Source organism: Cohnella abietis (assembly GCF_004295585.1).
Taxonomy (GTDB): domain Bacteria; phylum Bacillota; class Bacilli; order Paenibacillales; family Paenibacillaceae; genus Cohnella; species Cohnella abietis.
Genome location: NZ_AP019400.1, coordinates 3939269 through 3952867, shown reverse-complemented (window position 1 = coordinate 3952867; position 13599 = coordinate 3939269). Strand labels below are relative to the sequence as shown.

Genomic DNA, 13599 nt, shown 5'->3' with positions numbered 1-13599 from the left:
TAATCGACTTAAATAATTCAAAAAATCCTCCGCATCTAATCTGCGGAGGATTTTTTGTGTATCCGGGATTTAAGGATCTTTGTCCATGGCTTGGCCCCATGGATATCACCGCATCGAGGCGGTGATATCGGAATAGATTGTGGCCGCCACATGCACATGTCGAATACCATCTGTTCTGGCCGACGAGATGTTGGATAGATCGGCAAATTATCGACAGCGGAATCCTCTACGATGTTTCTAAAGTATTTGCGTCAATGGAGCATCGACACACTTTATCTAGAGTTCTTATTAAATGGGCGGGACCAGATGGTCGCCGCAAGTATGAGAGTCTTTCTGCGACAAAATGGATATTGAATCGAGTGCTAGGAGAATGCTTAATTCAACATTTTTATGATTGGCTTCATTTTGCTGTAGAGAGAGAAACGGCAGATCCGGTGGAGCACCAGTTCGGATACGAGATATTGCCTTACAAATATGACCATAAGACAGATTTTATCGTTAAGGTTCCTTTACACGGCCAAAAGTTCGAGCCAATAGAATTTCATTATTGGGATGATCGAAGGTGTGATAAAAAAGCGCTTCTCAATTTGGTATGGCCCTACGGAAAGTAATAAGGGGCTTTTTTGTTTATACTTAAAGTTGTGAATTACTAAAGGCTTATACTAGGTGGCACTAGTCAACTTTGTGTCGCTGGACACATTTTCAGAGGAAAAAACGGGAAAAATGAGCGTGAAAAAACTGCGTGAAATATGAATTTCACGCAGTTTGCATTTTAAGCGATGTTTTAGGTATGATGTGAATACTAACTAAGCTCAAAGTCAGCAGGAGGAACAATGAAAGATGAGTATTTTGAGGTTTCAGAAACATATGAGAGGGAGCTACGTCTCTTTTTGCTGTGGATGAAAAACAGAGGAATGACACTGGCAACACAACGAGCTTACATGAGCGATACCCGTAGCTTCCTTCGCTCCATTTGTCCAATGGATCTTAGTGATGCGGGTAAGCTTGAAATTATGGATTTTCTCTCCACATCACGCGAGCAAGGAGCAGGGGATGAGGCGAGGAATCGAAAGCTATCTTCCTTACGAGCATTGTTCAGAGCATTGATAGAGCTAGAGAGACTTAGCCATAATCCTGCTTCGGCTGTTGCCAAGTCTAAACAGGAGAAAAATCGGATTCCCGTTTATCTGGAGGAAGATCAGCTAGAGATGATGTTCGGTACGATTGAAGGCAAATATCGAGTTCGTAATATAACGATTTTGCTTCTCATGTCATACGCCGGTCTTAGGGTAGGAGAGGTTCATCGGCTGAACATCTTTGACTTGACAGAGGATGGATCGGTTCATGTTCTGGGAAAAGGGCGCAAATGGCGGGTAATTCCTTTGCCCGAACAGATTCATTCGGTCATGCGTCAATCATTAGAGGAGAGAATTGTTCCCAGGCAGAGTAAGGAGAAGGCATTCTTCGTCTCCCAATTCGGGCGCAGACTGTCCATTCGGATGATTCAGACACTGGCCGATGAGACGCTGGATAAGCTATCGGATCGGGTACCTTCATTAAGAGACAAGAAATTGTCAAGTCACAAATTGAGACATTCCTTTGCCACCATGCAAATTCGCAGAGGAACCGATATTCGCACGCTCCAAGAGCTTCTCGGACATGCTAGTATTGAGACGACCCAAATATATACGCACGTCGACAACAGGCAATTGAAGCAGGCAATGAACAATATTGCTGCTCGAATACCCATTTTCCAGTCGACTCGTTAATTGCATAAGAAAATCAAATAGAGCAGGAGGGCTAACCTAAGTTAACCTCACTGCTCTTTTTGATTATAACGATTAGCCCTTAAAGGCGCCTAATAAAGGCATAATGGTTTTAACCATGCCCATACCCATTTTAAAGGCAGGCATAGCTTTGTTCATAAAGCTCATGATCCCGCCGATACCTCCGAAGCCACTCAAAAAGCCACCACCACCGCCACCACCGCCACCAACGCCTTCTAGAGCAGCGGCTCCAGCGGGAGCCAAACCAGCAGGTCCTGCCTCCCCAACAAGGTTAGCCGGTAAGCCAAAACCAGAAAACAAATTAGACACTCTTACTTTCTTTGTTCTCAGCGAATCAGTGTGCTTTACTCGTCCCTTGCCCTTTTTCCCAGAAAGAGTGAGCTGTCCATTCTCAACATCCGTTATCCATCCGACATAATAGCTCCCGTTTTTTAAGACGACGCAAACAGGATGACCTTTCATCCGCTTGGCCTGTTTACTAATCCCTTTTTGATTATTCATCTTAGCGGTCCCCATTCCTGTAAACGTGCTACAGCATATTCAATAACTTTTCTGCTGCTTGTACGTTTAACCATGGAATGAGACATCTTTCACTCGTTAATTACCCCAATGTATATCGAATATTGTAGGAGTTATGGGGAGATAACATCAGTTCGTATTGTCCGGCTCCCTTGTCTACTATTTGACCGTCAGAGGAAATAGGAATGACCGAGCTTTGAAAGCGGAGTGTGCCTATGCCGGATACAGTCTGAATATTAATTTCATGCGAATTTGCAAACACGTGAATGTCACCTGAAGGGACAGGTACGGCACCTTCAATCCAACTCAAACCACCGAGCTTTGGTTCAATAACATACGTTTCATAGCCTGGTGTTAACGGGCGTACCCCTAAATAATATTTGCCCAAAATATAGAGAGGACTAGCACCCCAAGAATGACAAAGGCTTTTGCCGAATGGTCTACCATACATGGCATAATGCTGATCACCACTTTGAGTAGGATCGAATGTTTCCCAGAATGAGGTGGCTCCGAGATCGAGCATTCCACCCCAATAGCGCTGGATTTCACTAGTTACGAAATCAGTTTCACCGATCTCACATAAAGATGCCAATTCATAGAACCTCATATAAGGCGTAACAATCGGCTGAACAGCATCGTTTAACATAATATTTTGCTTAACCAGTTCCGCTTGATGTTCATTGAAATAACCGTAGCTTAAGGCGAACATGTTCGCATACTTGGTTATATGACTGCTCAATTTTCCGTCGTGACGGCTATGTACGAGACCACCGGCCTTCTCATCCCAGAAAACGTGCAAGATTGATTCATGAAGCTGTTGTGCTCTCACTCTGAACGATGAAGCATTCTCGTTGTCATGGAAGAGGGTAGCAAAGTCGGAGGCAACATTAAGGCTTCGGCAGAACAAAATTTGTTCAAAGCACACTTCTCCTCGGTTATCCATCTCCCCCCAGTCAACGAATATCCAATCGTCTGGAAGACCTTCCATAAACCCTGAGTCGTTCGTGCGTTCAATGCAGAACTGTAGTAAGGATACTATTTTGGGATAGCAGTCTTTCACAAAGCTCAAATCGCCAGTATGCAGATAGTAATCTTGCAGCGCCAATATCCAATAGAAGCTGTAATCCAAAATATGATTAATATGCGTCTCTACAGGATCCTTGCCGCGAAGGGCAATGAATGTACGTCGACATACATCGTTATCGAAGAAAGAATAGTAGTTCATCAGAAAGCTCTGGCATGCATCCCCAGACCATACCCAACGATCTCGCTTGATCCCATCAAGAAAAAATTCCCGTGTCGTCAGGTGTAGTGTATATAAGGACGTATCCCAAATCTCATTGATACGATCATCGGAGCAACGGAAATGGCCTCGATATTTTACAGGCAAATATTCATACAGCGCGGATACTTCACCGTACTGAACTTCTCCAACGCTTACAATCTGAACATATCGAAACGCACGAGAGTTAGGAATGGTGAATATTCGATCTTTAGGATCAGTGGACGCAGCTGGCTCATTCTCTAAGATGGTCTCGTCGAGTATGACCTCGTCATAAGTTTCGCAGAAATCTCTGGATAGCGCTTCTTCGCGTGACTCTCCATAGTACAAGCACACTTTTCCGTAACCTGTGATTTGATGAAGTCTTACGTACCCGAACGTTTCCTTGCCGAAATCGATCAGTTGAGAAGATTCTTCCTTCGTTAAGGAATTGAGACGTTCAGCCGCAATAGGAAATATCGGTTTTGTAGCCAATCGGTAACCAGAAGGTTTATCCAAAGGGGTATGATAATTTAATGTGGCAGCAGGCAACCAGACATGATTATTCGTGGAAACCTCCCACGAGCTGTCTGAAACAAACGATTGTCCCTCCAAGTAAATCGCTGGAACGATTGTTTCTGCAATAACGGAAATCATAATCAGGTGCCTTCCGGCTGGTATGGTGAAGGACTTTGGATTTCCATAAACAAAGCGATCGTTAATTGCGATATTATAGCGACCTTCGACATCGCAGGTTACTTGCTCATCCTGTATTAAATCCACCCATTTGCGGAATTTGACGTTGCTGCAGTGCGTATCCAATCGCCAAAAAGGAGGGACGATGGATAGCCGTTCATCGCGGCGCAGGCTGACCTCACGATGCAGCCAAAGCTCGAAATCTCCTGGGTAGCTGATCCAAGTCGGATTCAACTGGTGTGCAGTATCCATAGTTATACAACCTCCCTAATAGGTTAACGTTCTATGTTAATTTGCAGGGGGCAATAGTACCTCCCTCGAAACGTTCGAATTCCGTAACCCGCGACGAGAAGGTTCCTTCAGGGTTGCGATTGTTAATAATCTCAAGCAGTATTGTTACGGTTTTCGCCTTTTCCTCTTCGGAGACGTAATAGGTTGTTAGCTGAGGACTGCTGACCTTTACAAGCTCGGAAAGACCGGAGCCGACCAAGCTAACATCGTGTGGTACGGAAACGCCAGTGCTTTGAAGGTACTGAAGAGCACCGAATTGGATAACGGTATTCGCGCAGAAAATTGCAGTAGGATTCAATTGAAGCATCTCCGCTCGCTTACAGAGTTCATAGCCATTCTCATCGTTGCTTATTTGAATGAGGGATTTGTCTAAGGGAATTCCATTCGACGTATGTGCCTCACGAAATCCTTCTAAAGTTAACTGATGAATATGGTAGTCTAGGCTCCCTATAAACAATGCGACCCGAGTGTGACCAAGCGAAAATAAGTGTTCGGTAGCATGAAAGGCCAGTGTTTTATTGTCGAAAGCGATGAAATTAAGATCCTCTTCTTGGTTGAACGGTGGCATTCCATAAAAGATATAAGGAGTATTCGAGTGACGAAATAATTCAAGAAGCTTTTCGTCTACATCACCGGATAAGATGAACCCTTCAATCTCCCGATTATCCAAGTATTTGCGAAGCTTATTCAATGATTCAGGAGTACTCGAGATATTCATGAAAACTAAGCCATAGTTAAAGCTGCTTGCTTTAGCCTCCATAATTTGCAAATCTGCCATATAACGCGGATCATTGGCATCCCGATCATAGAGTACATAACAAAGCTTGGGTGATACTGCAATATCCCTATAACCAAGCTCTTTGGCTGCTTGAAGTATTTTATGGCGTGTTTCATTAGAAATTGTGCTGCTCGGGGTATTATTTAATACGAGAGAAACGGCAGTTCGCGAAATACCGAGGTGATCTGCGATCTCTTTTTTCGTTACCATAGGGGGAAATCTCCTTCTTTGAAATGCAAAATATAACGATGGGTATATTATAGCCCTTAAAATTGGTATTCGTCAATTTATGACAATGAAAAAGCTACTTTTTATGAAAATATCACATAAAAGTAGCTATTATGGCGAGTATGAAAATAACGACTGTTATTATGGCTTGCGAAGAGAAGCGGTGCCACCCGCGAAGCGCTCGAACTCCGTAATCCGCGAAGAGACCGTTTCCTTAGCATTGCGATTGTTAATAATTTCAAGCAGCATTGATACGGTTGTAGCCTTTTTCTCTGCTGAAACGTAATAGGTTGTGAGCTGCGGGCTGCTGACCTTTACAAGCTCAGATAGACCGGAGCCTACTAGGCTAATATCATTTGGTACAGAAACGCCAGTGCTCTGAAGGTATTGAAGGGCACCGAATTGAATAACGGTATTCACGCAGAAGATAGCGGTTGGCTTCAGCTGCAGCAGGTCAGTTCTCTTGCAGAGCTCATAACCATTCTCATCATTGCTTATTTGAATAAGGGACTTATCCAAAGGAATTCCATTCTTTTCATGGGCATTACGAAAGCCTTCCAGGTTTAATTGATGGATTTCGTAATCCAAGCTCCCCATAAACAAAGCGATCCGGGTGTGACCGAGAGAGAATAAATATTCGGTGGCATGCAAGGCCAGCGTTCGATCGTCAAAGGCGATGAAATTGATCTCTTCTTGAGCGCGTAACGGCATCCCATAAAAGATATAAGGGGTATTCGAATTTCGAAATAGCTCAAGTAGGTTATCGTCAACATCGCCAGTTAAGATGTACCCTTCAATCTCTTGATTATCTAGATACTTATGTAGTTTGTTTAATGACAGGGGATCGCTCGAAATATTCAAGAAAACTAAGCCGTAGTTGAAGTCACTTGCTTTAGCCTCCATAATTTGCAAGTCCACCATATAACGCGGATCATTGGCATCCCGATCATAGAGTACATAACAAAGCTTGGGTGATACTTCAATATCCCGATAACCAAGCTCTTTGGCTGCTTGAAGTATTTTATGGCGTGTTTCATTCGAAATCGTGCTGCTCGGTGTATTGTTTAATACGAGAGAAACAGCTGTTCGCGAGATACCGAGGTGCTCTGCGATCTCCTTTTTCGTTACCATAGGGGGAAATCTCCTTCATCGAAAAAGAGTATAACAATAGTTATATTGTAATCCAAAAGCGTATTAATAGTCAAAATTTAACTGAAAAGGACGTTTACTCATAAGAAACAATAAGAGTGTAAGTGTTTTCATTCCCATTAATCGATAAAAATTATGTTATTGACACCTAAATATAACGAGTGTTATGATTTCGTTGAAAATAAGTTTACCGATGTATTATCGCGAAGGGAGGGGTCAATAAACATAGTGCGTCAAATAACTGCAGTACTAGTAGGAGCCGGCGCGAGAGGGAGATTCGTATATGGGGCGTATGCGAGTAAGTATCCTGAGGAGTTAAAAATCGTCGCAGTCGCCGAGCCGAATGAAGAACGAAGAAAGCTTGCTGCTAAGGACCATGGACTCGCACCCAATCAGTTGTTCGACAGCTGGGAACAGGTTTTACATAGTACCCAAATAGCAGATGTCGCAGTGATATCCACGCAGGATAGAATGCATTGTATACCCACAATGAAGGCACTAGAGCTTGGATACGATGTTTTACTTGAGAAACCAATGTCTCCATTGATTGATGAAGTACTTGCTATGGCGGATGCATCTAGGGAGCATAACCGGTTGCTGACAGTCTGTCATGTGCTACGGTATACCCCGTTCTGGTCAAAGATCAAGGAAATAATCGTAAGCGGTGCGATCGGACAGATTGTCAATGTTCAATTAAGCGAGAATGTGGGTTACTTCCATATGGCGCACAGCTTCGTTCGTGGAAACTGGAATAAGTCCGAGGAAACAAGTCCGATGATCCTGCAGAAATCGTGTCACGATCTGGATATTTTATCTTGGTTGATAGACGATAGGTGCACGAAAGTTAGCTCTTACGGCTCGCTCTTACACTTTCGTTCTGAGAATGCCCCTCATGGATCAACGTTACGTTGTGTTGAGGGATGTGCTGTCGAGCGGGATTGTCCTTATTCGGCAGTCCGGATTTATAAGGAAAATGATCTAAAGAATGAGTGGACCCGTTTCATTACGAATGAGATAACTCCTGAGGGGATCAATGAGGCACTCGAGAAGGGACCATTTGGACGCTGTGTCTATCAATGTGATAACAATGTAGTTGATCATCAAGTCGTCAACTTGGAATTTGAAAGAGGCGCTATTGCATCATTTACAATGTCTGGGTTTTCACACGATATATCAAGAACGATACAGATCATGGGTACGTTAGGTGAAATTCGAGGTTATATGGAAAAGGATGAAATCGTTCTATATCAATTCGGGAAAGAAGCAATGAATATCCCAGTGGCCGTAGGAGAAGGAGGACACGGGGGCGGAGATGAAGGACTGATGCGGGAATTTCTGAAGCAGGTTCGCAACTCTAGTAACAACGGGGCTCAGGGACTTACTTCGGCTGAAGCTTCCGTACAAAGCCATATGATGGCTTTTGCTGCAGAGCAGTCTAGGCTAGAGGGTGGTAGTTCGATTGCGGTCGCTGGGTGGAGTGCGCGATGTATGAATTCCGTTGGCAGTTGAGCTGAGCTTTCAGCAGCTTCATATAGCATCAACTGAACAAAAAAATAATTAGGGGGTACCATCAATGAAAAATGTAAGCGCACTATTTCTATCACTTGTTATGGTCGTTGTACTGCTAGCGGGTTGTGCAGGCAACAAAAACAACGATTCAGCGAGTTCTCCGGCAAGTACGGAATCAAACGTAAGCCCGAGCGCGAGCGCTTCAAACCCAGAGGATAATGTATATCCAGAAAACGGCTTGTCTAAGGATGATAAGGTTACTCTGAAGATGGGGTACTGGGAGGCGGGCTCGGGTCGTGCTTGGATGGATCTGGCCGTTAAGAAATTTATCGAAAAATATCCGAATGTTACGTTCGATATTACTTCAACTCCAACACTATCAACCATTCTCGAGCCGAAGATCGCAGCCGGTAACGACAATGACATGTTCGATATCTTTATTCCACAATTCACTGCTATCGGCCAACTTGAGCGTCTCGCAAGTGCTGGCAAGCTTGAACCGCAAGACGATTTGTGGGAGCGCGATGTACCAGGAGAAACGGGGAAAAAACTAAGATCGGTCATCTCTGATGATGCTTATGATACTTCTCTTAGCCTTGGTTTTACAGCTAGATTACCGGTTTCAGCCTATACCGCAGGTCTCTTCTTTGACCAGAAATTGTTTGATGAGAAAGGCTGGAACAAAAGTCCAAACACATGGGATGAGTTTGTAGCGCTTTTGGATCAGATTAAAGCCGACGGTGTCATCCCTATTACGTTCCCGGGCGTATATGCGGGGTACCTTACCGATTATGTGTTTAATGTTATTCAATTCGATTTAGCTAAAGCGAATGGAACCTTCGATACTTATATTAAAAATTTCCGCAGCTTTACTGGACCGCAGCTTGTAACAACAGAAAACAAGGAAGCATGGAATCGTTTGTATGAGTTTGGAAAGAAAGGGTACTTTCCTGCAGGAGTAGCTGCACTGAATCATACACAATCACAAATGCAGGTGCTTCAGCATAAAGCTGCGCTTGTTTCAACTGGCGATTGGGTTGGCAATGAGATGAAAGAGGCAACACCAGAAGGCTTCAATTGGGGATTTATGGCTATACCAGCTACCAACGATGCTAACCAAACCGTATTTGTTAACTCTGGAGTGGGCGATACCTCATTTGTAATCTGGAAGAACAAGCCTGATCTAAATAAGCAGTGGGCGAAGGAATTCATCCTGAGCTTGTACGATTTTGAGATTCAAGAAACGATTGCTTCAGAAGCTGGAGCGTATCCATCAAGACTTGACTTCGGCGATGACCCTGCTCGTATCGCGAAGCTTCAGCCTACACAGGCAGCTGTTATGGAGTATGCAACCAAACATAAAGTAGAGTATATTTCCTATCGTCGTGAATTTGGACTTACAAGTGCTGAGCACGGCCAAGCGGATAAGATTCTAAGTGAATTAATAACAGCAGCTGCAACAGGGAAAAAAGATCCTGGACCGGTACTGGAAGAAGCAGAGAAGCTTAAGCAAATTGCAATCAAAAATGACCGTCCGTAACGGTTAGTTGTAATTGTATAGATTCGGGAGGAGTCTAGTTCCTCCCGAATATTTATTCAAGTAAGGGGGAGAGGCTTTGAATGCCAAGATGTATGGAGATGAACAAGCGGTACGTAAGCAGAAGGGATCCAATAAGGCTAGTAGACAGCGTACTGTTTTTTTGATCGTTGCGATTGCCCCCTCGCTGCTAGGTTATTTATTGTTCACCTTGTACCCTAACTTGATGTCGGTTTATTACTCCTTATTGAATTGGGATGGTTTGACCGATGCCAAGTTTGTAGGTTTTGACAACTATGTGAGTATGGTTAAGGATAAGTTCGTCTGGCGTGCGTTGTACCATAACCTGCTGTATATGATTGTCGTACCAGCGCTTATCGTGTTCATATCATTATTGCTCGCATACTTACTTAACAATAAATCGTATAAGGAAAATTCCATATATAAAGTAATCTTCTTTTTTACGAATGTTCTTTCGACCGTTGTTGTCGCATTACTGTGGTCGTTTATTTACGATGGTAGCTTCGGGTTACTTAATGGCATGCTTGAGCTGTTCGGTATGAGCATGAATGACTTTTATTGGCTAGGCGATACAAGAACGGCGATTTGGGCTTTGGTAATCCCCATGGTATGGGGAGGAGTAGGGCTTTATGTCGTTATTTTCATCAACGCGATTAGTAGTATTCCTAAATCTTTATATGAAGCGGCCTATCTAGAAGGTGCTCGTCCGATGAGCATATTGTTCCGGATTACGATCCCACTCATTCGCGGTGTCATTCGGGTCTGTGTCGTGTTTGTTATTCTTGGCTCGATCAAAGGCTTTGAGATAATAATGATTTTGACAAATGGTGGGCCGGAAGGATCTACCGACGTAATTGGGCTTTATATGTTTAATCTCGCATTTGGAAAAGAATATCACAACTACGGGTACGCTTCCGCAATAGGGATGTTTCTATTCGTCATTCTAGTCGGGGCGAAGTTGATTATCGATAAATTTTATCCGGAGGAAAATGTCGAGTATTAGCACGGGTATTAAAGGAGGCAACTAGGCATGGCTGAACGGCGAACATTCATGGATGGTGTATGGAGGTTATTGCTTCTGCTATGGGCGATATCCATCATTTTTCCTGTCATATGGATCCTCTATCAATCTTTGAGAACGAACGCTGCGTTTTTTCAAGATATATGGGCGTTACCAAAGGATATTCAATGGAGCAACTATTCTAAAGCATGGAACCAATATAAGATTGGCCAATCTCTATTAAATACGTTGTATTATGTCGGTGTGAGTCTGGTGTTAGGCACCTTTTTAACGACACTTAATGCCTATGCATTAACACGAGTGCAGTTCCGTGGCAGGAAGCTGATTTGGGGCTTGATCATGCTTTCGCTGTTTTTGCCGGGAATCAATGCATTGATTCCCCAATACATCCTAATGAAGACAATGCATCTGACCAATAGTTTAACAGGTTTGATTATTTTGGATAGCTTCGGGGAAAACGTATTTTTTCTTATGCTGCTTGGCGGCTTTTTGTCATCGCTTCCTAAAGATTTAGAAGAAAGCGCATTTATGGATGGCGCTTCGATCTTCCAGACATTCTGGCGTATTATTGTGCCCTTGTCGACACCCGGCATTGTGACGGTTGCCATCTTTAAGTTTCTCGGACTATACAATAACTTTCTAGGTCCGTTCATTTACTTGGGTGATCCATCCAAATATACGATCGGGGTCAATATGTATCAGGCAAATATGAAGATGCAGTACACGTCGGATTGGGTGACGATGTTCGCGGGAGTCATAATTGTCATGATTCCTTCTATTATCTTCTACGTCTTCTTTCAAAGAAGAATTATGGAAGGTGCGACGATGGGGTCTATGAAAGGGTAAACCTCATCTGTAAGGAGCGAGATTGATCCAATATCGGGAATAGGTGGGGTAAAGAATGGCACAATTAGAGCTTTTCATATCAGGAAAGCTGCCAAATGGATTTACCGGTCTTGAAATGATATGCGAATCGCTAAGTGTGAGGCTGTTAGATTCCGGAGTTCCGGTAACGCTGGAACAGGTGAATCAGGCAGAGCTAACGGTAATTTTCGATGGTGCCTGCGCAACAATTCGCTATGCGCAGGAAAACCATCTTTATCGGGCGATTGGGCTATTAGTTGAAGGAATGATCTCGGACAAGCCTTTCGAAATTCGAGAGGAGCCACAGTTTGATACGGTAGGCTTTATGCTAGATTGTTCAAGAAATGCCGTGCCAAAGATTGAAAGAGTCAAAGAGCTCCTTCTCAAAATGGCCTTGATGGGAATGAATGCGCTCATGCTATATACCGAGGACACCTACGCGTTGGAGGATGAACCGTATTTCGGTTATATGCGCGGCAGATACACATCGGAGGAGCTTAAGGAGTGTGATGCTTATGCATCTTCTCTTGGCATTGAGATGATTCCCTGCATCCAGACGCTGGCACATTTGGATACCTTCCTTAAGTGGGAGGCTGCTTCAAAATTGAGAGATTCGCAGGATGTTCTGTTGGTTGGGGATGATCATACCTATGAGTTCATCGATCGAATGGTGGGCAATGTATCACGTACCTATCAAAGCAGGCGCATCCATATCGGAATGGACGAGGCGCATAATTTAGGCCGTGGACGTTCGCTCGATATGCACGGATACCGTGATCCGTCCGAACTAATGAATGAGCATCTGATCAAGGTAACAGGCATTACACAATCCTATGGCTTGCAGCCGATGCTTTGGAGCGATATGAGCTTCCGGACCGCATCTGCTACTCATGATTATTATGATCCTGATGTGAGCTTTACCGAGGCTGATGCAAACCGAGTTCCTTCTGGTGCGCAGCTCGTCTATTGGGATTATTACCACTATGATCAACCCTTTTACGAGACTATGATACGCAAGCATAAGCAGCTTGGTTCGATGCCTGTGTTTGCAGGCGGAATCTGGACATGGCTTGGGATGTGTACACATTACGATCGGACCTTCAAAAGCACGAATGCTGCGCTTCAAGCGTGTAAACAGGAAGGTGTTCGAGAGGTTTTCGCAACCGCGTGGGGAGATAATGGGGCTGAGAACAATGTGTGGACTGTACTTCCAGGACTGCAGCTATTCGCTGAGCATGCTTACGCTCGAGTTCTCGATGAACAGAAGCTTAGACGAAGAACAACCTTCTGTACCGGAATTCCTTATGAGTATTATATTAGCATAGATATGCTGGATGATATTCCAGGATTAATCGTTGAGCATGGTGACACTTCAAACCCATCCAAGTATTTGTTGTGGCAGGATGTGCTGCTAGGCTTATTCGATAAACATATCGAAGGACTTGAGGTCTCACAGCATTACCAGCTGATGACGGATACTTTCTCCGAATTGGCCCAGCATAGCGCGCAAGCACTTCGTATTTTCGAGATTCCTGCTCGTTTAAGCGAGGTACTGAAATTGAAGGCAGATATGGGTGTCCGATTGAAGCGGGCTTATGATTCAGAGGATCGAACATTATTGGAGCATTTCGTCGGAATTGAGCTGCCCGATCTGTTGCAAAAAGTTGAAGCGTTGCGAATTTCGCACCGTAGACTTTGGATGAATACGAACAAGCCGTTTGGGTGGGAAGTGCTGGATATCCGTTATGGCGGTCTGACTGCAAGATTGCAGTCGACGAAGGATCGAATTCAGGAATACTTAGAGGGAGTAACGTCCAAGATTGAGGAATTGGAAGAAACCCGTTTGTTCTTTGATAATCGAGATAAACAGGGCGGGGCGGGGACGGATTATTTTTGCACCTATCATCTGATAGCTAGTCCCAATAAAATGACCTAATG

11 protein-coding genes are annotated in these 13599 nt (G+C 43.9%); 7 read left to right on the top strand and 4 right to left on the bottom strand.

What is annotated here, in order from left to right:
* Window positions 1–137: 137 nt before the first annotated feature.
* Both KCTCHS21_RS17185 and KCTCHS21_RS17180 read left to right on the top strand, forming a co-directional pair.
* Window positions 138–611 carry a hypothetical protein gene (locus KCTCHS21_RS17185; RefSeq protein WP_145988959.1) on the top strand — a complete coding sequence of 158 codons (474 nt, stop codon included), beginning with the start codon at window positions 138–140 and terminating at the stop codon, window positions 609–611.
* A 222-nt stretch (window positions 612–833) separates the two neighbouring features.
* Window positions 834–1769 carry a tyrosine-type recombinase/integrase gene (locus KCTCHS21_RS17180; RefSeq protein WP_130610900.1) on the top strand — a complete coding sequence of 312 codons (936 nt, stop codon included), beginning with the start codon at window positions 834–836 and terminating at the stop codon, window positions 1767–1769.
* Between the two features lie 72 nt (window positions 1770–1841).
* Here the strand turns inward: KCTCHS21_RS17180 and KCTCHS21_RS17175 are convergent, their stop codons facing one another.
* The 4 genes from KCTCHS21_RS17175 to KCTCHS21_RS17160 form a co-directional block, all read right to left on the bottom strand.
* On the bottom strand, window positions 1842–2288 hold the full coding sequence (locus tag KCTCHS21_RS17175) for a hypothetical protein (RefSeq protein WP_130610897.1): 447 nt from the start codon (window positions 2286–2288) through the stop codon (window positions 1842–1844).
* A gap of 100 nt (window positions 2289–2388) precedes the next feature.
* Window positions 2389–4515, bottom strand: coding sequence for an alpha-L-rhamnosidase-related protein (locus KCTCHS21_RS17170; protein WP_130610894.1), 2127 nt, complete (start codon window positions 4513–4515; stop codon window positions 2389–2391).
* A 31-nt stretch (window positions 4516–4546) separates the two neighbouring features.
* Window positions 4547–5542: a LacI family DNA-binding transcriptional regulator gene (locus KCTCHS21_RS17165; RefSeq protein WP_130610891.1), complete on the bottom strand. Its 996-nt coding sequence runs from the start codon at window positions 5540–5542 to the stop codon at window positions 4547–4549.
* Window positions 5543–5701: 159 nt separating this feature from the next.
* Complete coding sequence (locus KCTCHS21_RS17160) at window positions 5702–6691, bottom strand: LacI family DNA-binding transcriptional regulator (protein WP_130610888.1); 990 nt, start codon at window positions 6689–6691, stop codon at window positions 5702–5704.
* Window positions 6692–6937: 246 nt separating this feature from the next.
* Between KCTCHS21_RS17160 and KCTCHS21_RS17155 the strand changes: the two genes are divergently transcribed.
* The 5 genes from KCTCHS21_RS17155 (at window position 6938) to KCTCHS21_RS17135 (ending at window position 13597) form a co-directional block, all read left to right on the top strand.
* On the top strand, window positions 6938–8218 hold the full coding sequence (locus KCTCHS21_RS17155) for a Gfo/Idh/MocA family protein (RefSeq protein ID WP_130610885.1): 1281 nt from the start codon (window positions 6938–6940) through the stop codon (window positions 8216–8218).
* Window positions 8219–8282: 64 nt separating this feature from the next.
* Window positions 8283–9758, top strand: coding sequence for an ABC transporter substrate-binding protein (locus KCTCHS21_RS17150; RefSeq protein ID WP_130610882.1), 1476 nt, complete (start codon window positions 8283–8285; stop codon window positions 9756–9758).
* Between the two features lie 76 nt (window positions 9759–9834).
* Window positions 9835–10779 carry a carbohydrate ABC transporter permease gene (locus KCTCHS21_RS17145; protein ID WP_232057863.1) on the top strand — a complete coding sequence of 315 codons (945 nt, stop codon included), beginning with the start codon at window positions 9835–9837 and terminating at the stop codon, window positions 10777–10779.
* Window positions 10780–10806: 27 nt separating this feature from the next.
* Complete coding sequence (locus KCTCHS21_RS17140; RefSeq protein WP_130610879.1) at window positions 10807–11643, top strand: carbohydrate ABC transporter permease; 837 nt, start codon at window positions 10807–10809, stop codon at window positions 11641–11643.
* A 55-nt stretch (window positions 11644–11698) separates the two neighbouring features.
* The gene (locus tag KCTCHS21_RS17135) at window positions 11699–13597 is read left to right on the top strand and encodes a beta-N-acetylhexosaminidase (RefSeq protein ID WP_130610876.1); all 1899 of its coding nucleotides are present in this window, start codon (window positions 11699–11701) and stop codon (window positions 13595–13597) included.
* Window positions 13598–13599: the final 2 nt, after the last annotated feature.

Excerpts from the sequence above, each read along its gene's own strand:
- KCTCHS21_RS17160 (WP_130610888.1), bottom strand. The coding sequence starts at position 6,691 with ATGGTAACGAAAAAGGAGATCGCAGAGCACCTCGGTATCTCGCGAACA.
- KCTCHS21_RS17175 (WP_130610897.1), bottom strand. The coding sequence starts at position 2,288 with ATGAATAATCAAAAAGGGATTAGTAAACAGGCCAAGCGGATGAAAGGT.
- KCTCHS21_RS17180 (WP_130610900.1), top strand. The coding sequence starts at position 834 with ATGAAAGATGAGTATTTTGAGGTTTCAGAAACATATGAGAGGGAGCTA.
- KCTCHS21_RS17150 (WP_130610882.1), top strand. The coding sequence starts at position 8,283 with ATGAAAAATGTAAGCGCACTATTTCTATCACTTGTTATGGTCGTTGTA.
- KCTCHS21_RS17135 (WP_130610876.1), top strand. The coding sequence starts at position 11,699 with ATGGCACAATTAGAGCTTTTCATATCAGGAAAGCTGCCAAATGGATTT.
- KCTCHS21_RS17165 (WP_130610891.1), bottom strand. The coding sequence starts at position 5,542 with ATGGTAACGAAAAAAGAGATCGCAGATCACCTCGGTATTTCGCGAACT.
- KCTCHS21_RS17140 (WP_130610879.1), top strand. The coding sequence starts at position 10,807 with ATGGCTGAACGGCGAACATTCATGGATGGTGTATGGAGGTTATTGCTT.
- KCTCHS21_RS17170 (WP_130610894.1), bottom strand. The coding sequence starts at position 4,515 with ATGGATACTGCACACCAGTTGAATCCGACTTGGATCAGCTACCCAGGA.